The organism is Cryobacterium sp. GrIS_2_6, assembly GCF_035984545.1.
Lineage (GTDB): Bacteria > Actinomycetota > Actinomycetes > Actinomycetales > Microbacteriaceae > Cryobacterium.
Genome location: NZ_JAXCHP010000001.1, coordinates 1,597,832 through 1,623,154, shown reverse-complemented (window position 1 = coordinate 1,623,154; position 25,323 = coordinate 1,597,832). Strand labels below are relative to the sequence as shown.

At 67.6% G+C, this 25,323-nt stretch carries 25 protein-coding genes; 21 read left to right on the top strand and 4 right to left on the bottom strand.

The window, feature by feature from the left end; genetic code table 11:
* The first annotated feature begins 58 nt into the window (after positions 1 to 58).
* The 11 genes from murC (at position 59) to RCH22_RS08065 (ending at position 12,358) form a co-directional block, all read left to right on the top strand.
* Positions 59 to 1,465, top strand: a complete 1,407-nt coding sequence (gene murC, locus RCH22_RS08115) for a UDP-N-acetylmuramate--L-alanine ligase (protein WP_327013528.1) — start codon at positions 59 to 61, stop codon at positions 1,463 to 1,465.
* Between the two features lie 9 nt (positions 1,466 to 1,474).
* Positions 1,475 to 2,626: an FtsQ-type POTRA domain-containing protein gene (locus RCH22_RS08110; RefSeq protein ID WP_327013527.1), complete on the top strand. Its 1,152-nt coding sequence runs from the start codon at positions 1,475 to 1,477 to the stop codon at positions 2,624 to 2,626.
* Between the two features lie 202 nt (positions 2,627 to 2,828).
* Positions 2,829 to 4,010 (top strand): cell division protein FtsZ, encoded by a 1,182-nt coding sequence (gene ftsZ, locus RCH22_RS08105; RefSeq protein WP_327013526.1) that lies wholly within the window; start codon positions 2,829 to 2,831, stop codon positions 4,008 to 4,010.
* A gap of 7 nt (positions 4,011 to 4,017) precedes the next feature.
* Entirely contained in the window at positions 4,018 to 4,710 is a 693-nt protein-coding gene (locus RCH22_RS08100; protein WP_327013525.1) for a YggS family pyridoxal phosphate-dependent enzyme, read from the top strand.
* A gap of 35 nt (positions 4,711 to 4,745) precedes the next feature.
* Positions 4,746 to 5,282, top strand: a complete 537-nt coding sequence (locus tag RCH22_RS08095) for a cell division protein SepF (protein WP_327013524.1) — start codon at positions 4,746 to 4,748, stop codon at positions 5,280 to 5,282.
* An 8-nt stretch (positions 5,283 to 5,290) separates the two neighbouring features.
* Positions 5,291 to 5,587 carry a YggT family protein gene (locus RCH22_RS08090; protein WP_327013523.1) on the top strand — a complete coding sequence of 99 codons (297 nt, stop codon included), beginning with the start codon at positions 5,291 to 5,293 and terminating at the stop codon, positions 5,585 to 5,587.
* A 138-nt stretch (positions 5,588 to 5,725) separates the two neighbouring features.
* Positions 5,726 to 6,352: a DivIVA domain-containing protein gene (locus RCH22_RS08085; RefSeq protein WP_327013522.1), complete on the top strand. Its 627-nt coding sequence runs from the start codon at positions 5,726 to 5,728 to the stop codon at positions 6,350 to 6,352.
* Positions 6,342 to 6,980 carry a signal peptidase II gene (gene lspA, locus RCH22_RS08080; protein WP_327013521.1) on the top strand — a complete coding sequence of 213 codons (639 nt, stop codon included), beginning with the start codon at positions 6,342 to 6,344 and terminating at the stop codon, positions 6,978 to 6,980. Before RCH22_RS08085 ends, lspA begins: the two co-directional genes overlap by 11 nt.
* An 8-nt stretch (positions 6,981 to 6,988) precedes the next feature.
* Positions 6,989 to 7,909 (top strand): RluA family pseudouridine synthase, encoded by a 921-nt coding sequence (locus RCH22_RS08075; RefSeq protein WP_327013520.1) that lies wholly within the window; start codon positions 6,989 to 6,991, stop codon positions 7,907 to 7,909.
* Between the two features lie 35 nt (positions 7,910 to 7,944).
* Complete coding sequence (gene dnaE, locus RCH22_RS08070) at positions 7,945 to 11,484, top strand: DNA polymerase III subunit alpha (RefSeq protein WP_327013519.1); 3,540 nt, start codon at positions 7,945 to 7,947, stop codon at positions 11,482 to 11,484.
* Positions 11,485 to 11,569: 85 nt separating this feature from the next.
* The gene (locus RCH22_RS08065; RefSeq protein ID WP_327013518.1) at positions 11,570 to 12,358 is read left to right on the top strand and encodes a lysophospholipid acyltransferase family protein; all 789 of its coding nucleotides are present in this window, start codon (positions 11,570 to 11,572) and stop codon (positions 12,356 to 12,358) included.
* A gap of 27 nt (positions 12,359 to 12,385) precedes the next feature.
* Here RCH22_RS08065 and RCH22_RS08060 read toward each other — a convergent pair whose 3' ends face one another.
* Positions 12,386 to 12,940, bottom strand: a complete 555-nt coding sequence (locus RCH22_RS08060) for a flavin reductase family protein (protein ID WP_327013517.1) — start codon at positions 12,938 to 12,940, stop codon at positions 12,386 to 12,388.
* Positions 12,941 to 13,013: 73 nt separating this feature from the next.
* Here RCH22_RS08060 and hisD point away from each other — a divergent pair, with 73 nt between their 5' ends.
* From hisD to RCH22_RS08045, 3 genes are all read left to right on the top strand, one after another.
* The gene (hisD, locus tag RCH22_RS08055) at positions 13,014 to 14,318 is read left to right on the top strand and encodes a histidinol dehydrogenase (RefSeq protein WP_327013516.1); all 1,305 of its coding nucleotides are present in this window, start codon (positions 13,014 to 13,016) and stop codon (positions 14,316 to 14,318) included.
* A gap of 199 nt (positions 14,319 to 14,517) precedes the next feature.
* A complete protein-coding gene (gene nrdR / locus RCH22_RS08050; RefSeq protein ID WP_327013515.1) occupies positions 14,518 to 15,009 on the top strand; it encodes a transcriptional regulator NrdR in 492 nt (163 codons plus the stop codon).
* Between the two features lie 3 nt (positions 15,010 to 15,012).
* Positions 15,013 to 16,041: a quinone-dependent dihydroorotate dehydrogenase gene (locus RCH22_RS08045; protein ID WP_327013514.1), complete on the top strand. Its 1,029-nt coding sequence runs from the start codon at positions 15,013 to 15,015 to the stop codon at positions 16,039 to 16,041.
* A gap of 56 nt (positions 16,042 to 16,097) precedes the next feature.
* Here the strand turns inward: RCH22_RS08045 and RCH22_RS08040 are convergent, their stop codons facing one another.
* On the bottom strand, positions 16,098 to 17,144 hold the full coding sequence (locus RCH22_RS08040; RefSeq protein WP_327013513.1) for a phosphatase domain-containing protein: 1,047 nt from the start codon (positions 17,142 to 17,144) through the stop codon (positions 16,098 to 16,100).
* A gap of 167 nt (positions 17,145 to 17,311) precedes the next feature.
* On the opposite strand from RCH22_RS08040, the gene RCH22_RS08035 reads away from it, so the two are divergent.
* From RCH22_RS08035 to RCH22_RS08015, 5 genes are all read left to right on the top strand, one after another.
* On the top strand, positions 17,312 to 18,013 hold the full coding sequence (locus RCH22_RS08035) for a TetR/AcrR family transcriptional regulator (RefSeq protein ID WP_327013512.1): 702 nt from the start codon (positions 17,312 to 17,314) through the stop codon (positions 18,011 to 18,013).
* An 86-nt stretch (positions 18,014 to 18,099) separates the two neighbouring features.
* A complete protein-coding gene (locus RCH22_RS08030; RefSeq protein ID WP_327013511.1) occupies positions 18,100 to 18,990 on the top strand; it encodes an ATP-binding cassette domain-containing protein in 891 nt (296 codons plus the stop codon).
* Complete coding sequence (locus RCH22_RS08025; protein WP_327013510.1) at positions 18,987 to 19,685, top strand: ABC transporter permease; 699 nt, start codon at positions 18,987 to 18,989, stop codon at positions 19,683 to 19,685. The genes RCH22_RS08030 and RCH22_RS08025 overlap by 4 nt, the downstream gene beginning before the upstream one ends.
* On the top strand, positions 19,682 to 20,419 hold the full coding sequence (locus RCH22_RS08020) for an ABC transporter permease subunit (protein ID WP_327013509.1): 738 nt from the start codon (positions 19,682 to 19,684) through the stop codon (positions 20,417 to 20,419). Before RCH22_RS08025 ends, RCH22_RS08020 begins: the two co-directional genes overlap by 4 nt.
* 2 nt (positions 20,420 to 20,421) lie before the next feature.
* The gene (locus RCH22_RS08015; protein WP_327013508.1) at positions 20,422 to 21,348 is read left to right on the top strand and encodes an ABC transporter substrate-binding protein; all 927 of its coding nucleotides are present in this window, start codon (positions 20,422 to 20,424) and stop codon (positions 21,346 to 21,348) included.
* An 83-nt stretch (positions 21,349 to 21,431) separates the two neighbouring features.
* On the opposite strand, the gene RCH22_RS08010 is transcribed toward RCH22_RS08015, so the two are convergent.
* Entirely contained in the window at positions 21,432 to 22,391 is a 960-nt protein-coding gene (locus RCH22_RS08010; RefSeq protein WP_327013507.1) for a M56 family metallopeptidase, read from the bottom strand.
* 10 nt (positions 22,392 to 22,401) lie between these two features.
* Entirely contained in the window at positions 22,402 to 22,788 is a 387-nt protein-coding gene (locus RCH22_RS08005; protein WP_327013506.1) for a BlaI/MecI/CopY family transcriptional regulator, read from the bottom strand.
* 97 nt (positions 22,789 to 22,885) lie between these two features.
* On the opposite strand from RCH22_RS08005, the gene RCH22_RS08000 reads away from it, so the two are divergent.
* Both RCH22_RS08000 and cydB read left to right on the top strand, forming a co-directional pair.
* Positions 22,886 to 24,298, top strand: a complete 1,413-nt coding sequence (locus RCH22_RS08000) for a cytochrome ubiquinol oxidase subunit I (RefSeq protein ID WP_327013505.1) — start codon at positions 22,886 to 22,888, stop codon at positions 24,296 to 24,298.
* A gap of 9 nt (positions 24,299 to 24,307) precedes the next feature.
* The gene (cydB, locus tag RCH22_RS07995; RefSeq protein WP_327013504.1) at positions 24,308 to 25,312 is read left to right on the top strand and encodes a cytochrome d ubiquinol oxidase subunit II; all 1,005 of its coding nucleotides are present in this window, start codon (positions 24,308 to 24,310) and stop codon (positions 25,310 to 25,312) included.
* The last annotated feature ends 11 nt before the right edge of the window (positions 25,313 to 25,323 follow it).

Genomic DNA, 25,323 nt, shown 5'->3' with positions numbered 1-25,323 from the left:
AGGCCGCACCACACCCGATTTCGACACTGAGATTCGACACTGAGAAGAGCGGCACCACGTGATCAAGCCCGACCTGAACCTCGTCATTCCCGCGGACCTGGGAACGGTACATTTCGTCGGCATCGGCGGTTCCGGAATGAGCGGCATCGCCCGGCTCTTCCTTGCGGCCGGCCACACGGTGACCGGCTCGGACGTGCGCGAGTCTGCGAACGTGCTCGCCCTGCGCGAGCTCGGCGCGCGAATCAGCATCGGCCACGCCGCGGAGAATCTCGGGGATGCCGATTCCCTCGTCGTCACCGGGGCGCTCTGGCAGGACAACCCCGAGTACGTCCTCGCCCTCGAGCGTGGCCTCCCAGTGCTGCACCGGGCCCAGGCGCTCGCCTGGCTGATCCAGAAGCACCGCCTCGTCTCCGTCGCCGGCGCACACGGCAAGACCACGTCGACCGGGATGATCGTCACGGGCCTGCTCGGCATCGGCAAGCACCCGAGCTTCGTCAACGGCGGTGTGATCGAGTCCCTCGGCGTCTCGGCGGGCGCGGGAACCGACGACCTGTTCGTCGTCGAGGCCGACGAATCCGACGGGTCGTTCCTGCTGTACAACACGGCCATCGCGCTCGTGACGAATGTCGACCCAGACCACCTCGACCACTACGGGTCCCTCGAGGCCTTCGAAGCCGCCTTCGTGCAGTTCTCCCACGCAGCCAGCGAGCTCGTCGTGATCTCCGCAGACGACCCCGGCGCCGTGCGCGTCACCCGGAGCCTCGCGGGCCAGAAGGTCGTCACCTTCGGCGAGGCCGCCGACGCGACCGTGCGCGTGCACTCCGTCGTGACGGATGGTCCCGTGAGTTTCTCCGTCTCGTATGCTGGCCAGGACTTCTCCGCGACACTGCGGATCCCCGGCAGGCACAACGCGATCAACGCGGCCGGAGCCTTCGCCGTGCTCGTCGGACTCGGCTGCGACCCCGCAGCGTCGCTCGCGGCCATCGCGACCTTCGGCGGCACCCAGCGCCGCTTCGAACTGCACGGCACGGTGAACGGCGTCAGTGTCTACGACGACTACGCCCATCACCCGACGGAGGTCGCGGCCGCGCTCACCGCGGCACGGACCGTCGTCGGGACCGGGCGCATCATTGCTGTGCACCAGCCGCACCTGTACAGCCGCACCCGCCTCTTCGCGCAGGAGTTCGCGGACACCCTCGAGCGCACCGCTGACCAGACGGTCGTGCTCGGCGTCTACGGTGCCCGCGAAGATCCCGAACCCGGCGTGACCGGCGCCCTCGTCTCAGGAAAATTCCACGACGCATCCAAGGTCGCCTATCTGCCCGACTGGCAGGAGGCCGCTGACTACGTTGCGCGCATCGCCCGACCGGGCGACTTCGTCGTGACCCTCGGCTGCGGTGACGTCTACCGGATCGTCCCCCAGCTGCTCGAATCGCTCGGCGACCGCGTCCAGGCCCAGGGATAGCACCGGGGAATGAGGCGACCAGAGGGCTTCGACCGGCCGGAGCAGCCGCCCACCAGGGACGGCACCGCGCCCAGCGCTGCCACACCCGGCGGCCGGGGCACGAAGCGTTCTTCGCGCCGCCCACCGGACACCGCGACTCCCGCCCGCGGCCGGGGAACGACCGACGGAACCCGCGCCGAACCCGTCACGGTCCCGAAACGCCAGCCCGAGCAGCTGCACCTCGCGTCCGTCTCGCCCCTGCACGCGCCAGGAGCGCAGCCGGCGGAACCCGTCACCGAGCCGATCACGACGCTGCCGGCGCCGTCATCGGGTGCACGGTCGCCGCAAGCCCGAGCGTCTGACTCGAAGACGGAGACCGCCGGTACGGCCGGGGAGAACGTAGAGCCCGCGCTGACCCCCGCAACGGCCCGGCGCAAGTTCCGCGCCGCCCGACGCGCGCGCAAGCGCTACGAACGCGAGGAAGTGCGCCGCTTCACCTGGCGCTCGCGCCGCCGCCGCACCGTCTGGCTCGTCCTTCTCGGTACCGTGGCCGCACTCCTCGGTTTCGTTCTCGTCGGGACATACTCGCCGCTGATGGCGCTCCGCACGGTCGAGGTCGTCGGCACCAGCCGGATCTCCGCCGACCAGGTCACCGCCGCGCTCGGCGACCAGCTCGGCACCCCGCTGCCCCTCGTGGACTTCGCGCGGATTCGCGCGGACCTCGGCACGTTCCCGCTGATCCAGAGCTACGTGACCGAGAGCAGGCCACCGGACACCCTCGTGGTCCGGATCGTCGAACGGACGCCCGTTGGAACGGTCGTCGTCCCCGGCGGGTTCAACCTCGTCGATGCCGCAGGCGTCGTGATCCAGAACGGCGCGGCGCGCGTGGCCGGCTATCCCGTGATCGACGCGAGGGCCGGCGTCGGCAGTGCCGGGTTCCAGGCCGCGACGGCCGTCATCGCCGCCGTCCCGGATGCCGTCCGCCAGCAGCTCGACACGGTCACGGCGGCGACGACAGACGACGTGACCCTGGTCCTGACCGGTGGGGCCCGGGTGGTGTGGGGGAGCGCGGAGCGATCGGAGTACAAGGCCGTCGTGCTCGCCGCGCTCATCGTGAGCCACCCCGTCGGCACCGTCAAGGAATACGACGTCTCATCTCCGGACAGCGCCGTCCTGCGCTGATCCGCGGGCTATCCGTCGGCCGCGGAACCGAGTCGTCCCGCGGCGTGAAATCCGCACGGGGATTTTTCCGGGGTTGTTCGCGACACGCGGGCGCGCCTCCCCGGAGGGGGATGCGTGGCGCTTACCTTCGAAATCAGGAATTGCATACTCAGCATAACTTTAAACTTCGACCAGAGGTTTAGGGTTCCACCGGAGGCCGGACGTGTCAACAACAAACCAGAACTACCTCGCTGTCATCAAGGTTGTTGGAATCGGCGGCGGCGGCGTCAACGCTGTCAACCGCATGATTGAACTCGGCCTCCGTGGCGTCGAGTTCATCGCCATCAACACCGATGCCCAGGCGCTGCTGATGAGCGACGCCGACGTCAAGCTCGACGTCGGTCGCGACCTCACCCGTGGCCTCGGCGCCGGCGCGGACCCCGAGGTCGGCCGTCGCGCCGCCGAGGACCACGCCGAAGAAATCGAAGAAGCCCTCGCGGGAGCCGACATGGTCTTCGTCACCGCCGGCGAAGGCGGCGGCACCGGCACCGGCGGCGCACCAGTCGTCGCCCGCATCGCGAAGTCCATCGGCGCGCTCACCATCGGCGTCGTCACGAAGCCCTTCGGCTTCGAGGGCAAGCGCCGTCAGGCCCAGGCCGAGGCGGGTGTCGCCTCCCTCAAGAACGAGGTCGACACGCTCATCGTCGTGCCGAACGACCGCCTGCTGGAAATCAGCGACCGCGGCATCAGCATGCTCGAAGCCTTCGCAACGGCCGACCAGGTCCTCCTTGCCGGCGTGCAGGGCATCACCGACCTGATCACGACCCCCGGTCTGATCAACCTCGACTTCGCCGACGTGAAGTCGGTCATGCAGGGCGCGGGTTCCGCGCTCATGGGCATCGGCTCCTCACGCGGTGCAGACCGCGCAATCAAGGCGGCCGAACTCGCCGTCGCCTCGCCCCTGCTCGAGGCGTCCATCGACGGTGCACACGGAGTGCTCCTCTCGATCCAGGGCGGCTCGAACCTCGGCATCTTCGAGATCAACGATGCGGCCCGCCTCGTCCAGGAGGCCGTGCACCCCGAAGCCAACATCATCTTCGGTGCCGTCATCGACGACACCCTCGGTGACGAGGTCCGGGTGACGGTCATCGCAGCAGGCTTCGACGGCGGCGAACCCGGCGTCAAGGCCGTCGAGGTGCGCCACGCGGACCTCGTGGCCGCCGGTGTCGCCGCCGGCGCCGTCTCCGCTACGGCGGATGCTGCAACGGGCGGCGCTGCCAGCGTCTTCGGCACCGAAGAGGCAAGCGTCGCGACCTGGTCGGCCGGAGAAGCAGGGACGGCCGTCGCCGACCCGGCCTTCGAAGAAGACCCCGACGACCTGGACATCCCCGACTTCCTCAAGTAAACCCATCGTGACCGAATTGCGTTCTGAGCCGTCCGGCCTTGCCGGGCGGCTCGACGTCGTGCGTGAACGGGTCACCTCGGCCGCCAGGGACGCGGGCAGAGACCCGGCGGACGTGACGACGATCGTCGTGACCAAGTTCCATCCCGTCACGATGATCGAGGAACTCCTCCGGCTCGGTGTGCACGATTTCGGCGAGAATCGTCACCAGGATGCCCAGGGCAAGGCCAGCGCCCTGGCCGGCCGCGACCTCACCTGGCATTTCGTCGGACAGGTCCAGGGCAAGAAGGCCCGGCAGGTGCGCTCGTACGCTCACGTCGTGCATTCCGTCGACCGGGAGTCCCTCGCGACGGCCCTCGGCTCTGCCGACTCGTCCATCGACTGCTTCATCCAGGTGAACCTCACGGACGACCCCGCTCGCGGGGGCGTCGATCCCTCCGGGCTCGACGCGCTCGTCGAGCACGTGCTCGGCACGCCTGGATTGCGCTTGCTCGGGCTCATGGCCGTCGCCCCGCTCGGGGCGGAACCGGCAGCGGAGTTCGCCAGGGTCCGGTCACTCGGGGAGGGCATCCGCAGTGCCGCGCCCGAGGCGCGATTCCTGTCGATGGGCATGTCGCAGGACTATCCGGCGGCCATCCGCGAAGGGGCGACACACCTTCGAATTGGCACCGCAATCACCGGGAATCGCCCGACTCTCGGTTAATCTGAGTACGAAGAATCACCAACACGGAGGTCGAGATGTCCAACCCGCTCAAGAAAACCATGGTTTACCTGGGGCTGGCAGACGAAGAGCTGGAGTACGAGGCGCCCGTCGCCCCACCCGCGGCCGATCAGAATGCCGTCTCGAATTCCGCCCAGCCGAAGACTGCCGCGCCGCACCAGGCCGGCCCGTCCGCGACGCGCGTCGAGGGCTCTCACGGCACCAATGGCCGCGCCCCGGTGACCCCGCTGCGCAAGACCTCCACTCCCAAGAATGTGGCTGCCTCAGACATGAATGAAATCCTCACCGTCCACCCGCGCCAGTACCGCGATGCCCAGCTGATCGCGGAATCCTTCCGCGAGGGCATTCCGGTCATCATCAACCTCTCCCAGATGAGCGACGCCGACGCGCGCAGGCTCATCGACTTCGCAAGCGGCCTCTCCCAGGGCCTCTACGGCAAGATCGAACGGGTCACCGCCAAGGTGTTCCTGCTCTCGCCGTCCCACATCGTCGTCTCGGGCGACAACGCCGCCGAGGAGTCCGACACGGAGTCGTCCTTCTTCGCGCAGTCATAGTCTCGGCCGTGTTCGTCGTCACACTGCTCGCCTGGATCATCTATTACGCCCTGCTGTTGTATTTCTTCGTCATGTGGGGACGCTTCATCGTCGACCTCGTCCGCAGCGTCAATCGCTCGTGGCGCCCGCAGGGATTCACGCTCGTGCTCGTCGAATTCATCTACGTGGTCACCGACCCACCGGTCAAATTCTTCCGGCGCATCCTGCCGCCATTGCGAATCGGCCCGATCGCATTCGACTTCGGCTGGAGCCTGACCATGCTCTGCACGATCATCGGCATGGGAATCGTCGGCGCTCTCCGGTAGTTATCGCGTCCGTTCCGGAGTGCGGCATGTATTCTTGATGGAGGCGTACCGGGTTCGCGTGTGCAACACGCTCCATCCGGTAGCGTCAATTATTCGTTCGACAAAAAGTTCTCAACTGAGTTTTAAGGGTGGAAAGCCATGGCGCTAACTCCGGAAGATGTAGTCAACAAGCGGTTCCAGTCGACCAAGTTCCGTGAAGGATACGATCAGGACGAGGTGGATGACTTCCTCGACGAGGTCGTCGTCGAGCTTCGCCGCCTGACTGCCGAAAACGAGGAGCTCCGCGCCGGTGTCAGCACCGAAGCCGGAAGCGCTCCCGTCGTCGCCCCCGTCGAAGCCGTCAAGGCTCCCGAGGTCGTTCCCGCGCCCGTCGTTGTTCCCGCGGTCGTCGCCGCAGCGGCTCCCGTGGCAGAGCCGATCGACGAGACCGCCGGCACCACGAACCTGCTGCAGCTGGCCCGCCGCCTCCACGAGGAACACGTCAAGGAAGGCGCCGAGAAGCGCGACGCCCTCATCGCGGAGGGTCACGCAACCGCGGCCCGCCTCGTTGCGGAGGCCGAAGCCAAGCAGCGGGCACAGAACACGATCCTGGACAAGGAACGCTCCGTCCTCGAGAACAAGATCGACGGGCTCCGCACCTTTGAGCGCGAATACCGCCAGAAGCTGAAGAGCTACATCGAGGGCCAGCTGCACGACCTCGACGCTGCCTCACCGGTCGGCGCCGAGAGCGCGCAGAAGCCGAGCTACCAGGGCTTTGGCTCCTAGGGTCCGAACGAAAGGGCGATCCAGCGCGCTCATCGTTCTGGGCCTCGCCGCGCTGGGCGTCTATGCGTTCGACCAGACGGCCAAGTTCCTCGTCGTCAGTTCCCTGACTGAAGGAAGTACTGTCCGGGTTCTGGGGGATGTGCTGCAATGGCACTACGTCCGGAACCCGGGCGCGGCGTTCAGCCTCGCCACCGGCATGACGTGGATCTTCACGATCATCGCCGCGGCGGTCGTCGTGTTCATCGTGATCTTCGCCGGGCGCATCCGCTCCCTGGCGTGGGCGCTCGTCTTCGGCCTGCTCCTCGGCGGCGTGCTCGGAAACCTCACCGACCGGCTTTTCCGGGAGCCGTCCTTCGGCCTGGGCCACGTCGTCGACTTCATCACGACACCGTGGCTGATCCCTGCCATTTACAACGTCGCAGACGCGTCGATCGTCACGAGCATGGTGATCTTCATGATCCTCACCATCCGCGGCATCGGCCTCGACGGACGCAGGGCCGTGCGCGAGTCGGCCGGCCCATCCGATTCCACCGCCGATGATGCCGATCCGGCCGGCTCCGGCTCGACCCCGGCCGCGCCCCTGCCCGCCGAAGGCACCCCGGCAACACCCACCCAGTTAGCACCCTGATTCCCCCCATGGAAACCCGCTCCCTCCCCCTTCCGGACGGCCTCGCCGGCGTTCGCGTCGACGCCGGCATCGCCAAACTCCTCGGTTTCTCCCGCAGCTTCGCCGCAGAGGTTGCCGAGGCAGGCGGTGTCGCCATCGACGGCGTCGTGGTCGGCAAGTCCGACCGCCTGCACGCGGGAAGCTGGCTCGAGGTGAACTGGCAACCGAAGGACGCTCTCGAAATCATTCCGATCGAGGTTCCCGACCTCACGATCGTCTACGACGACGAGAGCATCGTCGTCGTGAACAAGCCCTCCGGTGTCGCGGCTCACCCGAGCGTCGGCTGGACGGGCCCGACGGTTCTCGGCGCCCTTTCCGCCGGCGGCTACCGGATCGCGACTTCCGGAGCCTCGGAGCGCGCGGGCATCGTGCATCGCCTCGACGTGGGCACGAGCGGACTCATGGTCGTCGCAAAGTCGGAGACGGCGTACGTCGCCCTCAAGAAGGCCTTCCACGACCGCGAGGTCGAGAAGATCTACCATGCCGTCGTGCAGGGCCATCCCGACCCGAGTGCAGGCACGATCGACGCGCCCATCGGCAGGCACCCGCGCTCCGACTGGAAATTTGCGGTCATCGCCGGCGGCAAGGACTCGGTCACGCACTACGAGACCCTCGAGGCCTTCCCCTCGGCGTCCCTGCTCGAAGTGCATCTGGAGACGGGACGCACCCACCAGATCCGGGTGCACATGGCCGCCCAGCGGCATCCGTGCGTCGGCGACGCCATGTACGGAGCAGACCCCTCGATCACGGCCAGGCTGGGTCTCACCCGGCAGTGGCTGATCGCCAAACAGCTTGCGTTCTTCCACCCGGAATCACGGGAATGGGTCACCTTCTCCGCCGAATACCCCGCGGACCTCGAGCATGCCCTGACCGTGCTCAGGGATGTCTAGGCCAGGAACACCACACACCATCTACCGGAGCATCCGTGTCGAATACCACTAGCGCGAACGGATCGACTGATTCTTTCGTGCACCTGCATGTGCACAGCGAATACTCCATGCTCGACGGAGCCGCGCGGGTCAAACCGCTGATCAAAGAGGCTGTTGAACAGGGAATGCCCGCGGTCGCCATCACAGACCACGGCAACATGTTCGGCGCGTTCGACTTCTGGAAGTCCGCGACGGACGCCGGCATCAAACCCATCATCGGCACGGAGGCCTACATCACCCCCGGCACCGACCGGCGGGACAAGACCAGGGTCAAATGGGGCACGAGCGGCCAGAACCGCGACGATGTCGGCGGCAGCGGCGCGTATACGCACATGACGCTTCTCGCCGAGAACACCGCGGGAATGCACAACCTCTTCAGGCTCTCGACGAAGGCCTCGCTCGAGGGCTACTACTTCAAGCCCCGGATGGACCGCGAGCTGCTGAGCGAGTTCTCGAACGGCCTGATCGGCACGACCGGCTGCGTCGGCGGCGAAGTGCAGACCCGCCTCCGTCTCGGCCAGTACGACGAGGCGAAGAAGGCTGCGGGGGAGCTGCGGGACATCTTCGGACCGGAGAACTACTTCTGCGAGATCATGGACCACGGCATCGACATCGAGCGCCGCACCATGAGCGAGCTGCTCCGCCTCGCCAGGGAGCTCAACCTTCCGCTCGTCGCCACGAACGACCTGCACTACACCCACGCCCACGATGCGACGGCGCATGCCGCTCTACTCTGCGTGCAGTCGGCGTCGACCCTCGACGACCCGAACCGGTTCAAGTTCGATTCCGACGAGTTCTACCTCAAGACCGCGGCGCAGATGCGGCACCTCTTCCGCGACAACCCGGAAGCCTGCGACAACACGCTCCTGATCGCCGAGCGCTGCGAGGTGAAATTCGACACCCAGGCCAACTACATGCCGCGCTTCCCGACCCCGGAGGGCGAGAACGAGGAAAGCTGGTTCGTCAAGGAGACCGAGCTCGGCCTGGCCCGCCGGTACCCGAACGGCATTCCCGCCGAGGTGCGCACCCGGGCAGACTACGAGGTCGGCATCATCGCCCAGATGGGCTTCCCCGGCTACTTCCTCGTCGTCGCGGACTTCATCATGTGGTCCAAGACGAACGGCATCCGGGTCGGCCCCGGGCGCGGATCGGGAGCCGGGTCGATGGTCGCGTACGCGATGGGCATCACCGACCTCGACCCGCTCGTGCACGGCCTGATCTTCGAGCGGTTCCTCAACCCGGACCGCGTCTCCATGCCTGACTTCGACGTCGACTTCGACGATCGTCGCCGCGGCGAGGTCATCCACTACGTCACCGAGAAGTACGGCTCCGAGCGCGTCGCCCAGATCGTCACCTACGGCACCATCAAGGCCAAGCAGGCCCTGAAGGACTCCAGCCGGGTGCTCGGCTTCCCGTTCGGGATGGGCGACAAGCTCACCAAGGCCATGCCGCAGCCGATCATGGGCAAGGACATGCCGCTCACCGGCATGTTCGACAAGGACCACCCGCGTTACCGCGAGGCCGTCGACTTCCGCGCGATCATCGAGACGGATGCCGAGGCCCGCACAGTCTTCGACACCGCGCTCGGCCTCGAGAACCTGAAACGCCAGTGGGGCGTGCACGCGGCCGGCGTGATCATGTCGTCAGACCCGCTGATCGACATCGTGCCCGTGATGAAGCGCGAGGCCGACGGCCAGATCGTCACCCAGTTCGACTACCCGGCGTGCGAGTCCCTCGGACTGATCAAGATGGACTTCCTCGGGCTCCGCAACCTCACGATCATCGACGACGCCCTCGACAACATCGCCGTCAACCGCGGCCACCGGCCCGTGCTCGAGGACCTCGGCCTCGACGACCCCATTGCATACGAACTGCTCGCCCGCGGTGACACCCTCGGCGTCTTCCAGCTCGACGGTGGACCGATGCGCGCACTGCTCCGCCTGATGAAACCCGACAACTTCGAGGACATCTCCGCCGTCATCGCGCTCTACCGGCCGGGGCCCATGGGCGCGAACTCGCACACCAACTACGCGCTGCGGAAGACCGGGCAGCAGGAGATCGTGCCGATCCACCCCGAACTCGAGGAAGCCCTCAAGGACGTCATCGGCACCACCTACGGCCTGATCGTCTACCAGGAACAGGTCATGTCGATCGCGCAGAAGCTCGCCGGCTTCTCGCTCGGCCAGGCCGACCTGCTGCGCCGGGCCATGGGCAAGAAGAAGAAATCGGAGCTCGACAAGCAGTTCGCCGGGTTCTCCGCCGGGATGAAGGCCAACGGGTACTCCATGGAGGCCGTGAAGACCGTCTGGGACATCCTGTTGCCGTTCTCGGACTACGCCTTCAACAAAGCGCACTCCGCGGCGTACGGCGTGGTCAGCTACTGGACTGCCTACCTCAAGGCGCACTACCCGGCCGAGTACATGGCGGCCCTGCTGACGAGCGTCGGCGACTCCCGCGACAAGCTCGCGCTCTATCTCAACGAGTGCCGCCGGATGGGCATCCAGGTGCTCCCGCCGGACGTCAACGAGTCCATCGGCTACTTCGCGGCCGTCGGTCCGGACATCCGCTTCGGGCTCGGCGCCGTGCGCAACGTCGGCTTCAACGTCGTCGACGCGATCCGCGCCTCGCGTGACGAGAAGGGCCGCTTCGAGTCCTTCCACGATTTCCTCCGCAAGGTGCCGATCCAGGTCGCGAACAAGCGCACGGTCGAATCCCTCGTCAAGGCCGGCGCCTTCGACTCCCTCGGAGCGACCCGCCGGGCCATGGTCGAGATCCACGAGGGCGCCGTGGAGTCCGCCGTGAAGATCAAGCGCGACGAGGAACACGGCATGGTCGGCTTCGACTTCGACAGCCTCTTCGACGACCCGCAGGAGACCGAGCAGGTCCCGGACCGTCCGGAATGGAGCAAGAAGGAGAAACTCGCCTTCGAACGCGACATGCTCGGCCTCTACGTCTCCGACCATCCGCTCGCCGGTCTCGAGATCCCGCTTGCGAAACACGCCTCGACCTCCATCGCCGACCTGCTCGCCTCCGAGCAGACCCAGGACGCTGACACCGTCACGATCGCCGGCCTCATCACGAGCGTCCAGCACCGGATCGCCAAGAAGAGCGGCAACCAGTACGGCATCATCCAGGTCGAGGACTTCGGCGGCGACATCGACGTGATGTTCATGGGCAAGGCGTACCAGGAGTTCGCGCCCGCGCTGATCAGCGACTCGATCGTCGTGGTGCGCGGCCGGGTGAGCCTGCGGGACGACGGCATGAACATCCACGCATACAGTCTCTTCGCCCCGGACCTCGGACAGACCGGCGACTCTGGCACCCTCGCGATCACCCTCACAGAGGCACGCGCGACGACGGACACCGTCACCGCGCTCGGTGACGTGCTGATCCGGCACCGTGGCTCCTCCGAGGTGCGGCTCAAGCTGATCAAGAACGATTCGGCCCGCGTGTTCGAACTGCCGTACCAGGTCACGATCAGCGCAGACCTGTTCGGCGAGCTCAAGAGCCTGCTCGGACCGTTCTGCCTCAGCTAGAGGTCACGGCCCCAGCCGAGCCGGCCACGCCCGCCGCGCCGGGCGCATAGCCCGTCGGCTATGGGCCCGGGAATAGCCTTGGACCATGACACGTCGCACGAGCGAACCGTTCTACACCCCGGCCATCGTGGCCGGCCGGGCCATCTTCGGGGTTTTCCGGCTCAAGGCTGCGGCGACCGGCTTCGAGAACCTCCCCGATACCGAGGGAGCCGTCCTGGCGATCACGCACTTCGGCTATGCCGACTTCGCCCTCGTCGAATGGCAGGCCTGGCTGCACAACCGCCGGCACATCCGCTTCATGGCCAAGAAGGGCGCCTTCGACAAGCCCGTCGTCGGCTGGCTGCTGCGCGGTATGCACCACATCAGCGTCGACATGCAAGCGGGGGCCGCAGCATACGGCGAGGCCGTCGCCGCCCTGCGCGCGGGTGAACTCCTCGGGGTGTTCCCGGAGGGCGGGGTCAACGCCTCCTTCACCGTGCGCGAACTCAAATCGGGCGCGGTCCGGATGGCGAGGGAGGCCAGCGTCCCGGTGATCCCTGTCGCGGTCTGGGGCGGCCACCGGCTGCTGACGAAGAACCACAAGCCCACCCTGCGGGAGGCGTACCGGGTGCCGCTCCGCTTCGCCGTGGGAGCGCCGTTCGAGCTCGACCCCGCCGTCGCCGCCCAGGAGCTCACCGCGCAGCTCCACGACACCCTCCAGACCATGGTCGACGAACTCCAGGCCGGGTATCCCGTCGACGGTTCCGGCCAGTGGTGGCAGCCGCGCCATCTCGGCGGTGCGGCTCCGACCCCGGAGGAGGCTGCGGTCGTCGAGGCAGAACGCCAGCGACTCCGCGCGCTCAAGCGCACTGCCGCGACACGCGACGACACCTGACCCAGCCAACGGGTCGTTCGCCTCGACTCAGAGCGCCGCTTCCGGCCCGGGCACCCGGTACATCCGCTCGTGGTAGAGCAACGCCTCGTCTTCGTCGCCGAGGCCGCCCTCCTCGATCTGGACGACGATCACGGCGCCGTTGTGCACAGTGACCCGCTCGATGATGTGGCCGACCATCCAGCTCGTCACGTCGTTCAGCACCGGCAGGCCGCGCGGACCCTCATGCCAGTGGTCACCGGCGAAGCGCAGGGCGTTCGGCCCGCTCATCCGCTCGGCGAGGGCGCGATTGCGTGCGCCGAGGGTGTGGATGACGACGCGCTCCGTTTCGGCGATCGCCGGCCAGGAGCTTGCCGTCCTCGCCATGTTGAAGGTCGCGAGTGGCGGCACGGACGACAGCGAGGCAAGCGAGGTCGCCGTGAAGCCGACGGGTGTTCCGTCGGCCTGGCGCGCCGTCACGCACGCAACACCGGCGGCATGGCGCCGGAACGCCTGCTTGAACGCCGCGAGATCGAGAGGGGCGTTCGGATCTCCCTCGAGCCGGGGAACAGTCGGTGTTTCGCGGATGTCGTTCAGTTCGTTCATGTCACTTGCCCCAAGGTCTGTGAAGGCCACCCTATTCCCGTGTTGTGGATGTTGGTGGCTAGGCTGGTCAGACATGATCCAGAGACTTGACCTACGAGGCACCCGGCCGACGCCGGCCGAACTGCTCGCCACCATACCGCGCGCTGTCACCGACGTGACCGCCGCGAGCGCCGTGGCCGCCGAGCTCATCTCTGACGTCCGCGCGCGCGGCGAGGCGGCGCTCTACGACCAGGCCGAACGGCTCGACCGGGTGCGCCCGGACGCGCTCCGGGTCCCGGCCAGCGACATCGCAGACGCCCTCGCCGGGCTCTCGCCCGAGGTGCGCATCGCCATCGAGGAGACCATTCGGCGGGTCAGGCTCGCGAGCGAGGCCCAGGTGCCGCCGCATGTGAGCACGACAATCGCCGAGGGAGCCGTCATCACCCAGCGGTGGCAGCCGATCCGTCGCGTGGGCCTCTACGTGCCGGGCGGCAAGGCCGTCTACCCCTCGAGCGTCGTGATGAACGTCGTGCCCGCGCAGGTCGCCGGGGTCAGCTCGATAGCGCTCGCCTCACCGCCGCAGCAGGCCTTCGGCGGACGCGTGCACCCGACCATCCTCGCCGTCGCCGGGCTCCTCGGCGTCACCGAGATCTACGCGATGGGCGGCGCCGGCGCCGTCGGCGCCTTCGCATACGGGGTGCAGAGCCTCGGCCTCGACCCCGTCCAGCTCGTCACCGGCCCCGGCAACGTCTACGTCGCCGCCGCCAAGCGGCTCGTCCGCGGCGTCACCGGGATCGACTCGGAGGCGGGCCCCACCGACATCCTCGTGATCGCAGACTCCGGCGCCGACCCGCTCCTCGTCGCGGCCGACCTGGTCAGTCAGGCCGAGCACGACGAACTCGCCGCCGCCGTGCTCGTCACCGATTCAGCAGAGCTCGCGGATGCCGTCACCGTGAGCCTCGGGCAGCTCGCGCTCTCGACTCCGCACAGCGAGCGGGTGACCGCTGCACTCTCGGGCACCCAATCCGCGATCGTCCTCGTCGACGACCTCGCCGCCGCCGCCGCGTTCAGCAACGCCTTCGGGCCGGAGCACCTCGAGATCCAGACCAGGGACCCGCACGTCGAACTCGCCCTCATCGAGAACGCGGGCGCCATCTTCCTCGGCCCGAACTCACCCGTGAGCCTCGGCGACTACTCAGCGGGCTCCAACCACGTGCTGCCGACCGGCGGCCAGGCCCGGTTCTCGTCCGGCCTCGGGGCGTACACGTTCCTCCGCCCGCAGCAGGTCGTCGAGTACAGCAGGGACGCCCTCCGCGGTGTCGCCGCAAACATCGCGGCGCTGTCGGACGCCGAGGACCTCCCCGCGCACGGGGCAGCCGTCACCGCCCGCTTCGCCTGACCCGCCTGAACTGACCCGAGCCGACCAGACCCGAACCAATTCGACGGAGATTCTGCCCGAAAAGCACCTGGGAGTGCTCTTTCGGGGTGTGTCAGACAGAATCTCCGTCGAATTGGCTAGGACCTCGGGACGAGTGCGTGGATCGACGCGCCCGGGCGTCGGCGAATCCCCCGGAAAGGGGCGCTAGGCTGGCAGCACAATGTTTTGCCCGTTCTGCCGCTACCCGGACTCCCGAGTCATCGACTCGCGCACGAGCGACGACGGACTTTCCATCCGTCGCCGTCGCCAGTGCCCCGAATGCGGACGCCGGTTCAGCACGACGGAGACCGCGAGCCTCAACATCGTCAAGCGCAGCGGCGTCGTCGAACCGTTCAGCAGGGACAAGATCGTCTCCGGTGTCCGCAAGGCCTGCCAGGGGCGGCCGGTGACGGACTCCGACCTCGCCCTCCTCGCCCAGCGAGTCGAGGAGACCATCCGCCAGACGGGTGCGTCCCAGGTCGCCGCGAACGACGTCGGCCTCGCGATCCTGCCGCCACTTCGCGAACTCGACGAGGTCGCCTACCTCCGCTTCGCGAGTGTCTACCGCGCGTTCGACTCCCTCGAAGACTTCGAGAGCGCCATCGACCAGCTCCGCAGTGAACACGAGGAGAGTCTCCGCAACGGTGCCCTCGACGACAAGCCCGAACTGTAGCCCGTGTATCCCTTCTTCTTCCGGCACGTGCTCGCGCGGCTCGATCCCGAGCGCGCACACCACCTCGCCTTCACGGTGATCCGTCTCATTCCGAGCCTGGGCATCGGGCGGCTTGTCCGCGCTTTCACCCGGCCGAGAACCGACCAGGCCGTGTACACCCTCGGCTTGCGCTTCGATTCCCCGTTCGGCGTCGCCGCAGGCTTCGACAAGGACGGCCTCGCCGTGATCGGCCTGGGTCGCCTCGGTTTCGGCCACGTCGAGGTCGGCACGATCACGGCGCTGCCGCAGCCGGGAAACCCGAAGCCGCGGCTGTTCCGGCTGGTCCCCGACCGCGCCGTGATCAACCGGATGGGCTTCAACAACCAGGGCGCTGCAGCAGCAGCAGTGCGCCTCGCCCGGGTGCGCGGCGTCGCCGGCCGGCCCGTGCTCGGCATCAACATCGGCAAGAGCCGCGCGACCGCGGTGGACGACGCCACGAGCGACTATCTCGTGAGCGCCAGGGCCCTCGCGCCCCTCGCCGACTACCTCGTCGTCAACGTGAGCTCGCCGAACACCCCCGGCCTCCGCGGCCTGCAGGAACTCGACCAGCTCGCCCCGCTCCTCACCGCCGTCCGTGCGGCGTCCGGGAGCACCCCCCTGCTCGTCAAGATCGCTCCGGACCTCCGCGACGAGGAAGTCACCCGCATCGCCGAACTCGTCGTGCGGCTCGGCCTCGACGGCATCATCGCGACCAACACGACCATTTCACGCGAGGGTCTCACGGTGGATGCCGCACGGATCGAGGCCATCGGAGCCGGCGGCCTGTCGGGGGCCCCGCTCCGGGCCCGCTCGCTCGCGGTGCTGCGCCTGATCCGCGGGAGCGTTCCCGCCGACCTCTGCGTGATTTCCGTCGGAGGAATCGAGACCGCCGCCGACGTCGCCGAGCGGCTCGACGCGGGGGCGACCCTCGTCCAGGGCTATACGGCGTTCCTCTATCGTGGCCCGCTCTGGGCGCGCCAGGTCAACCGCGGCCTCGACCGGTTCCGCGCGTAACCTGCCCGCGTAACCGCCGCGGCCGGTGCGAGCGTGTGCGGGCATCCGCCAATCGCTTAGATGATCGGTGTGCCCGGCGCGAGGACTCCGAGCGCCACGAGTTGCCTGGCGAGGCTCGCACCGTCCGGTCCGTAGACCCAACGGGGGTCCGTGGACTCGAGGGCGGCATCCTTTGCCCGTCGTCCGGCGAGAACGGCCTCGCTCGGTGAGAGCTCGCGAACGGCGACGGCCTCGACGCTGCCGGGGAACTCGCGCTGGAACTCGCTGTAGATGTCCTCGTCGTGCTGGCCATCGTCCCCGACCAGGATCCAGCGGATCCCGGGAAACTCCAGGGCCAGGCGACGCAGGTTGGCGCGCTTGTGGTCGGTGCCGCTGCGGAACCAACGGTCGTGGGTGGGCCCCCAGTCGGTGAGCAGCAACGCGCCGGCTGGGTAGAGGTTACGGGAGAGGAACCGGGTCAGGGTCGGCGCGACGTTCCAGGCGCCCGTCGACAGGTAGATCACGGGGGACCCCGGCGCGGTCGCGGTGAGACGGTCGAGGAGCACGGCCATGCCGGGGGTGGGCACCCTCGCGTGTTCGTCGAGCACAAACGTGTTCCAGGCGGCGAGCAACGGCCGGGGGAGGGTCGTGACCATCACGGTGTCGTCGACGTCGGAGATGATGCCGCGATCGACGAGCGGGGCGACGACGAAGAGCGGCGCATCGACGGGTGCCGAGGCATCCGTGCTGAGTCGGGCGACCTGCCAGCCCGGTGTGAGCGGCAGCCGGATGACCGTGTCGACGACGCCGCCGCGGTCGGCGCTCACGCGGTGGGTGAAGCCGTTGATCTCGATCGTGACAGTGACGTCGTGCACGGGAACCGCGGTGAAACTGCGCCAACCGCGGATGCCGGCCTCACGCCGTTCGGCCCGCCAGCGTCTCCGCGCGACGGCCTTCTTGGCCCGGGTCGGCTTCGCGAGCAGAACCCGGCAGAGAATACGCGCCCATTCGGTGCTGCCGTATCCCGCGTAGGGGATGACCGTGGGCAGATAACCGCGTTTGCGGGCGCTACGCTCGCGACGTTCGTGCATCCAGTCTTCGATCCGGGCTGCGCGATGCATCATTTTCGCAGGTCGGCCCGCATTCGTCGTTCTGGAAGGCTTCGGCACACCTCCTAGTTTGTCATGTGCCGCCCCTTTCGGGAGGATCCAGTCGTGCCGCGTCCCGTTTGGCATCGCCGGGAGGACAAGACCCGTAGGATTGGGTCCTACTTCAAGGAGGACAAGTGTCAGTGAGTGACCTTTTCGAGGGGGACATCGTTGAGGCCGGCGCACAGGTCCGGATCGAACCCATCCAGCAGCGCAGCACGGCACGCCTGTCAGGCCTTCTCGATGCCGCGGCCGTCGTCGTCGATGAGGTCGGTTTCGACCGGATCACGACCGCGATGGTGGCGGAACGCGCGGGGGCATCGATCGGAACCGTGTACCGCTACTACCCGGACCGGGTCGCAGTGCTGCATGCCCTGCGTGAGCGGGCCATTCAGCGGTTTCGACTCCGCGTCGCCAGGGACATCAAGCTTGCAGACCCGAAGACTGCCTGGGAGACCATCGACTGCGCCATCACGGCCTTCGTCGAAATGTACCGGACCGAACCGGGCTTCCGCATCATGCACTTCGCCGACAGGGAACGGCTTCCGATCAGCTCCGCGAGCCCGGCCGACGGGATCGAGGTCGGCTTCCTGGCCGGCCAGCTCGCAATCGCCCTCTCCGAGCGGTTCGGCCTCCCGTACGGGCCGGATCTGCTGTTCAGGCTGGAAGTCATGGTCGAGATGGCCGCAGCGGTCCTGTCGAGAGGGTTCCAATCCAACGTCCTGGGGGACGAACGATACATCGCGGAGGCGAGGCGGGTCATCGCGGTATACCTGGCGGGCTACTACGGCGAGGAACTCGAGCAGGACGGTGCCGCAGTCCCAGCCTTGGAATCTGCTGAGTAGAGCTTGGCATCCGGCGGCTTTCCTGATTGGGTGGAAGATCGCTGGCACGTGTTGATTCGACATCAAGCGAGGAATGGGCCACTTCCATGATTGAGTTCCGATCGGTGACGAAAGAATTCCCGGACGGCACCCTTGCGGTCGACGACTTCAGCCTCACGATTCCCTCGCACCGCACGACTGTGCTCGTCGGTTCCTCCGGTTCCGGCAAGACCACCCTGCTGCGGATGATCAACCGCATGGTCGATCCGACGTCCGGCACGATCGAGATCGACGGCGTCTCCGTTGCGTCCCTGGAACCCGTGAAGCTGCGGCGCAGCATCGGTTACGTGATGCAGAATTCGGGACTGCTCCCGCACCGCACCGTCGTCGACAACGTCGCGACCGTGCCCCTTCTGCGCGGCGTGCCGCGCAGGACGGCGCGGGCGGATGCCCTGCGCCTGCTGGACACAGTCGGGCTCGACCGCGCCATCGCCGACCGTTACCCGAGCCAGCTGTCCGGCGGCCAGCAACAGCGCGTCGGCGTGGCCCGCGGCCTCGCGGTCGATCCCAACATCCTCTTGATGGACGAGCCCTTCGGCGCCGTGGACCCGATCGTGCGCGCGGAGCTGCAGCAGGAGCTCATCCGGCTGCAGCACGAGCTCGGCAAGACCGTCGTGTTCGTGACCCACGACATCGACGAGGCGTTCCTGCTCGGCGACCAGATCGCCATCCTGCGGGAGGGCGGCCGGATCGCCCAGCTCGGCACCCCGGCCGAGATCCTCGCCAACCCGGCCGACAACTTCGTCGCGAGCTTCGTCGGTGCCGACCGGGGAAAGCGCGCCCTGCACGTCGAGAGCCAGGACGGCTCGGACGTGCTCGTTGACTCGGACGGGCGACCCGCGGGCGTTCTCGTCGGCCAGCGCTCCGGCACGGGGCCGTCCGGCGGGGCGCGGTCCGACGTCCCGCGCATTGTGCCGGCGGAAGGCCCGCCCCGGTGACGTGGCTCTGGTCGAACCTCGACCTGGTCTGGCTCCGTACCCTCGACCACATCGTGCTGAGCCTGCCGCCGATCCTGCTGAGTTTCGTGTTCGCGCTCCCGCTCGGCTGGCTGGCCAACCGGTACCGGCCGACCCGCGGCGCGATCCTGTCGGTCGCCGGCCTGTTCTACGCCATCCCGTCCCTGCCGCTCCTGTTCATCTTGCCGGTGATCATCGGGACGAGCCTCCGCTCGCCGGCGAACCTGATCGCCGCACTCACCCTCTATGGGCTCGCGCTCATGGTGCGTGTCGTCGCCGACGGACTAGCTTCCGTCGACCCCGACGTGCGGCAGTCGGCCACCGCGGTCGGTTTCTCGGCGTGGAGCAGGTTCTGGCTCGTCGAACTCCCGCTCGCCGGGCCCGTGCTCCTCGCCGGGGTGCGCGTCGTCGCCGTCAGCACGGTGAGCCTGGCGACCGTCGGCGCCGTGATCGGAGCAAAGAGCCTCGGCAGCCTGTTCACCGACGGTTTCCAGCGCGGCATCCAGGTCGAGATCATCACCGGCATCGTGGCGACCGTCCTGCTCGCCCTCGTGCTCGACGGGGCGGTCGTGCTGCTCGGCCGGGTGCTGATGCCGTGGACCCGCCGGACCCGGCGCATCCGCCCGGCGCCCGCCGCGGTGCTCGGACCCATGCCCGTCGTCCGGGGTGTCGCATGAATTACTTCACGGATGCCGTCGCCTGGCTCCTCGACCCGGCGCACTATCCCGGGCCGACCGGGATCCCGGCCCGGCTCGGCGAGCAGCTCCTCTTCACGGTGGTGACCCTCGTGCTCGCCTCTGTCATCGCCATCCCGGTCGGATTCCGGATCGGGCACACCGGGCGCGGACGGGGGATTGCCGTCGCGACCTCCGGCGGGCTGCGCGCCATCCCCACCCTCGGCCTGCTCACCCTCGTCGCCCTCTGGATCGGCATCGGGCTCGGCGCCCCATACGTTGCCCTGACCGTGCTCGCGATTCCGCCCATCCTCGCCGGCGCTTACACCGGGTTCGAGGCGGTCAACCGCGCGACGATCGACGCGGCGAGGGCCGTCGGCATGACGGAGCTTCAGATCGTGCGCCACGTTGAGATACCCCTCGGACTGCCCTTGCTCATCGGCGGGCTGCGGTCGGCGACCCTGCAGGTCGTCGCAACGGCCACACTTGCCGCATACGTCGCCGACTTCGGGCTCGGCCGGTTCCTCTTCGCGGGGCTCAAAACCAACGATTACGCCCAGATGCTCGGCGGGTCGATCCTGGTGATCCTGCTCGCCCTCGTTCTCGAGGGCCTTTTCGCCGGTCTCCAGAAACTCGTCGTACCCCGCGGCGTCGCAGTCGGACGCCCCCCAGTCGACCGGAAGGCGTCGACCCGACGTCGCCCGGGGATGGAACCCGCCATCACGAAAGGAATCTGACAATGTTCACAGCGAAAAAAGGCCGGCTCGCGGCAGTCGCCGCGGTCGCGGTTGGGGCCGTCGTAGCCCTTGCAGGGTGTGCGTCCAGTAATCCACTGGGCACCGGAAGTAACGCGTCGAGCGCACCGACGACACTCGTCGTCGGGTCTCAGGACTACTACTCGAACGAGATCATCGCCGAGATCTACGCCCAGGCGCTCGAGTCGAACGGATTCACCGTCGACCGCCAGTTCCGGATCGGACAGCGCGAGGTCTACCTGCCCGAGCTTAAGTCCGGGTCGATCGACGTGTTCCCCGAGTACACCGGAAGCCTGCTGCAGGCGCTCGACAAGGCCGCGGCCGGCGGAACGAGCGATGCGGTCCACGCCCAGCTCGTCAAGGCCCTCCCGAGCGGCCTGACCGCCCTCGACAAGTCCGACGCGAGCGACCAGAACTCGTGGACAGCGACACAGGCCTTCGTCGACACCTACAAGCTCACCGATCTCGCCTCCCTGAAGAACGTCACTGAGCCCATCACGGTCGGCGGCAACTCCGAACTGGAGACGCGGCCATACGGGCCGACGGCGCTCAAGGACAAGTACGGCATCACGATCGCCGGATTCGTGCCCGTGGAGGACAACGGCGGACCACTCACCGTCAAGGCGCTGGTCGACAACAAGATCCAGCTCGCCAACATCTACACGGCCGACCCGAACATCAAGTCGAACAACCTCGTCGCCCTCGCCGACCCCGACGGCCTGTTCTTCCCGGACAACGTCGTGCCCATCGTCTCCAGCAAGGTCGACGAGAAGGCCGCCGGAATCCTGAACAAGATCAGCGCGGCGATGACCGCTGCGGACCTCGTGAGCCTCAACGCCCAGAGCGTCAACGACAAGGAGTCGGCGGAAAAGATCGCCTCCGCGTGGCTCGCGCAGGCGAAGCTCTTCTAGTTCGTCGCTCTCTCCCCGCGTTCACCCGCGAAGTCCAGGACCGCCCGGTTGCCTCGCAGCCGGGCGGTCCTGTCTGTGTACGGTCAGGCCTGGGCGAGGAGCACGGCGGGCAGGACGAGGAGGGCAGCGGAAGAGCCGAGAACGGCGACGGAGGCCGCCGCGGTGAGGCGGGGCGGTGGGGTCAGCAGCCGGCGGACCCGGGGCGTGACGAGATCGACGGGACGGTCGCGGGAAACGAACGCCGCGGCATCCTCTGCCTCGGTGGAGAACTGGGGTTCAGGCACCCGGCCGAGCCCCGCCGAGCCGACGAGTGCGATCGCCGTCGCGAGGGTGTGGTCGTCGACGGCGAGCCTGGCCTGGTCGTCCGCGAGCATCTCGACGAGAAGGGCGACGGCGTTCTCGGCCCGGTTCGCGATCGGGAACCAGGGCAGGGCACTGTGCCAGGACTTGAACGCGACGAGCACGAGGTGGTGCCGCTGGGCGAGGTGGGCCTCCTCGTGGGCGACGACGGCGCGTACCTGCGGCGGGTCGAGCAGGCTGAGCAACCCGCGCGAGAGCACCGTCGCCGAGTGCGTCACGCTCGGCAGGCAGTATGCGACCGGGGAGGCGTGGTCGATGACGCGGGTGCCCGGTCGTCCCTCGAGGGGCTCGCTGAGCAGCCGGACCAGGTTGAGGTGCCTGCGCTGCTGGCGCTCCGCGTGCACGAAGGTCACGGCGAGGTTGAGCACGAGGTGACCGCCGAGCAGGAGCGCCCCGCAGAGGGCGAGCACGTGGTCGAGGGAGGTGCCTGCCGGGACCGAGCCGGTCGCGAGGTGCTCCGCGAGCGAGCGGATGCCGGCGACCGGGTTCGCGCCGAACGGGATCAGCCCGTAGACGAGGAGCGCCCCGATCATCGCGAGCCCGCCCGCGAGGGCGATCGACTGCCAGAGCACGAGGGCGACGCCGGGGGAGCCTGCCGGCCAGGCCGACCGCGCGAGCAGCACCGGAACCGGCCAGGCCAGCAGGACCGCGAGCACGCCGAGGGCGAGCGCCGTCGTCAGCACGACGTCCGGTTCACTCGCGGTGCAACGGGATCGTGTCGAGGAGCCTGCGGAGAGTCTCCGCCTCCTGGGGGCTGACATTGCCGATGAACCGGGCGAGCGCATCCTGCCGGTCGGGGGCGGAGCCCAGCACCTCGTGCATCAGCCCTGCGGTGTGTTCGGCGCGGGTTGTCATGGCACGGTAGCGATGCGGGCGGATGCCCCGGTTTCGAACGACGAAACCCTTGGTTTCGAGACGCGACAGCACGGTGAGCACGGTCGTGGTCGCGAGGGGCTTGCGGTTCGCCGCACTCGCGGCCGGCGTGAGCAGGCGGTCACGCAATTCATTCGCCGGCAGCGATTCCCCGGAATCCCAGAGGACATCCATCAGCAATCTCTCCAGCACACCGAGACTTCCCATAGTCAGGCAGTTTAGTCTGCCGTTCCGCCTTCTTCTACGGGGTGTAGAAGTGTATATTTTCTACGTACCGTAGAAATGACGATCGCCGGGAGGGCGCATGAACGAGTGGCTTGACCCGCTGCTGCTGTCGAGATGGCAGTTCGGACTGACAACCGTGTACCACTTCCTGTTCGTCCCGCTCACGATAGGCCTCGCGCTCACCGTCGCGATCTTCCAGACCGCGTGGGTGCGCACCGACAAGACCAAGTGGCTCCAGCTCACGCACTTCTTCGGCAAGCTGTTCCTGATCAACTTCGCCATGGGCGTTGTCACGGGCATCGTGCAGGAGTTCCAGTTCGGCATGAACTGGTCGACATACTCCCGCTTCGTCGGCGACGTCTTCGGCGCACCGCTCGCCTTCGAGGGCATCACAGCGTTCTTCCTCGAGGCCACCTTCATCGGCCTCTGGATCTTCGGCTGGGACAAGCTGCCCAAGGGACTGCACCTCGCGACGATCTGGCTGACCGTGGTCGGATCGATCGCTTCCGCGTACTTCATCCTCGCCGCGAATGCCTTCATGCAGAACCCGATCGCCTTCCGGATCAATGAGGAACGTGGCAGGGCCGAGCTGACCGACATCGGCACACTGTTGACGAACCCGATCTCGCTCGCCTCGTTCCCGCACACGATCTTCGCGTGCTTCATGGTGTCCGCCGGCCTGATCATCTCGGTGGCTGCCTTCCACCTCTACCGCAAGCAGCACGTCGACACGATGCGTCCGGCGCTCAAGTTCGGCCTGTGGATGATGGTCATCTCCGGCGCCCTGACGACCTTCTTCGGCGACTCCCTGAGCCTCGCGATGGTCAAGGCCCAGCCGATGAAGATGGCCGCGGCCGAGGCGATGTACCACACGGCGACGGGCGCCAACGCGTCCTTTTCGCTCTTCACCCTCGGCACTCCCGACGGCGTGAGCGAACTGTTCTCCGTCCGCATCCCGTACCTGCTCTCGTTCCTCTCGACGCACACCCTCGACGGCACCGTCGAAGGCATCAATAACCTGCAGGACCAGTACACGACGCTGTACGGGCCCGGCGACTACACACCGATGATCTGGGTCACCTATTGGGCCTTCCGCTGGATGATCGGACTCGGCATCGCGCACATCCTGGTAGCCGTCGTCGGCCTCTGGCTCACCCGCAAGGGCCGCAGCCCCCGGGCCACCTGGGTCTGGAAGATCGCCATCTGGTCCTTCCCGTTCTCCCTCGCCGCCATGAGCGTCGGCTGGGTCTTCACCGAGATGGGACGTCAGCCCTGGCTCGTGTTCGGGCTCCTGAAAACCCAGGACGGCGTCTCGCCCAACGTGACCGGCCTGACCATCCTGATCTCCCTCATCGCCTTCACGCTGATCTACGGCGCCCTCGCGGTCGTCGAGTTCCGGCTCATCCTCCGTGCCGTACGGAAGGGCCCAGAGGATGCCCCGGTGCCGGACGCTGAGACCGGCATCACCTCCCAGCGCGTCACCGTCTACTAGGAGCAACTGATGGAACTCAATATTCTCTGGTTCTGGATCATTGCCGTGATGTTCATCGGCTACTTCGTCCTCGACGGCTTCGACTTCGGCGTCGGGATGTCCCTGCCCTTCCTCGGCAAGGACGACACCGACCGCCGGGTGCTGATCAACTCGATCGGACCGGTCTGGGATCTCAACGAGACCTGGGTCATCGTCGCGGGCGCCTCGTTGTTCGCCGCCTTCCCCGAGTGGTACGCGACGATGTTCAGCGGCTTCTACCTCGCCTTGCTCGTGATCCTGCTTGCGCTGATCGCGCGCGGGGTCTCTTTCGAATACCGGCACCAGCGGCCGGAATCCGAGTGGAAGAAGTGGTTCGACGGCATGATCGTCGTCGGCAGCGCCCTGCCGGCCCTGCTCTGGGGCGTCGCATTCGCCAACGTCGTCCAGGGCGTCCAGCTCGATGCCGGGCATAACTACACCGGCACATTCTTCGACCTGCTCAACCCGTACGCCCTCCTCGGCGGGGTGACGACGCTGCTCCTCTTCTTCACCCACGGCGTCGTCTTCGTCTCCCTCAAGACGGAAGGGGACATCCGTGTCCGTGCCCGCACGCTCGCCACCAAGGCGGGGCTCGTGACGATCGTCGTCGCAGCGTCGTTCCTGCTCTGGACCGTGCTCGCGTTCGGCAGCCTTTTCAGCGCCCTGTTCGCCGCCGCCGCGGCCGTCTCGCTGATCGGGTCGTTCCTGCTCAATCTGCGCGGCAAAGAGGGCTGGGCATTCACGCTGATGGCTGCGACGATCGGCCTGGCCGTTCTCACCCTGTTCGCCTCGCTGTTCCCGGACGTGATGCCGGCGAGCAACGATGCCGCGAACAGCCTGACCATCGACAACGCGTCGTCGACGCCGTATACCCTGCAGGTGATGACGTGGACCGCGGTGATCGCCGCCCCGGTGATCTTCCTGTACCAGGGCTGGACCTACTGGGTTCTGCGCAAGCGCGTCAGCCGCAGTAGCATCGAGTTCGCCGCGCTCTGACCTGCGGACCC

Excerpts from the sequence above, each read along its gene's own strand:
- RCH22_RS08015 (WP_327013508.1), top strand. The coding sequence starts at position 20,422 with ATGTTCACAGCGAAAAAAGGCCGGCTCGCGGCAGTCGCCGCGGTCGCG.
- RCH22_RS08040 (WP_327013513.1), bottom strand. The coding sequence starts at position 17,144 with ATGATGCATCGCGCAGCCCGGATCGAAGACTGGATGCACGAACGTCGC.
- RCH22_RS08095 (WP_327013524.1), top strand. The coding sequence starts at position 4,746 with ATGTCCAACCCGCTCAAGAAAACCATGGTTTACCTGGGGCTGGCAGAC.
- RCH22_RS08060 (WP_327013517.1), bottom strand. The coding sequence starts at position 12,940 with ATGAACGAACTGAACGACATCCGCGAAACACCGACTGTTCCCCGGCTC.
- nrdR (WP_327013515.1), top strand. The coding sequence starts at position 14,518 with ATGTTTTGCCCGTTCTGCCGCTACCCGGACTCCCGAGTCATCGACTCG.
- RCH22_RS08020 (WP_327013509.1), top strand. The coding sequence starts at position 19,682 with ATGAATTACTTCACGGATGCCGTCGCCTGGCTCCTCGACCCGGCGCAC.
- RCH22_RS08030 (WP_327013511.1), top strand. The coding sequence starts at position 18,100 with ATGATTGAGTTCCGATCGGTGACGAAAGAATTCCCGGACGGCACCCTT.
- RCH22_RS08005 (WP_327013506.1), bottom strand. The coding sequence starts at position 22,788 with ATGGGAAGTCTCGGTGTGCTGGAGAGATTGCTGATGGATGTCCTCTGG.
- RCH22_RS08065 (WP_327013518.1), top strand. The coding sequence starts at position 11,570 with ATGACACGTCGCACGAGCGAACCGTTCTACACCCCGGCCATCGTGGCC.
- RCH22_RS08075 (WP_327013520.1), top strand. The coding sequence starts at position 6,989 with ATGGAAACCCGCTCCCTCCCCCTTCCGGACGGCCTCGCCGGCGTTCGC.
- hisD (WP_327013516.1), top strand. The coding sequence starts at position 13,014 with ATGATCCAGAGACTTGACCTACGAGGCACCCGGCCGACGCCGGCCGAA.
- RCH22_RS08000 (WP_327013505.1), top strand. The coding sequence starts at position 22,886 with ATGAACGAGTGGCTTGACCCGCTGCTGCTGTCGAGATGGCAGTTCGGA.
- cydB (WP_327013504.1), top strand. The coding sequence starts at position 24,308 with ATGGAACTCAATATTCTCTGGTTCTGGATCATTGCCGTGATGTTCATC.
- RCH22_RS08085 (WP_327013522.1), top strand. The coding sequence starts at position 5,726 with ATGGCGCTAACTCCGGAAGATGTAGTCAACAAGCGGTTCCAGTCGACC.
- RCH22_RS08110 (WP_327013527.1), top strand. The coding sequence starts at position 1,475 with ATGAGGCGACCAGAGGGCTTCGACCGGCCGGAGCAGCCGCCCACCAGG.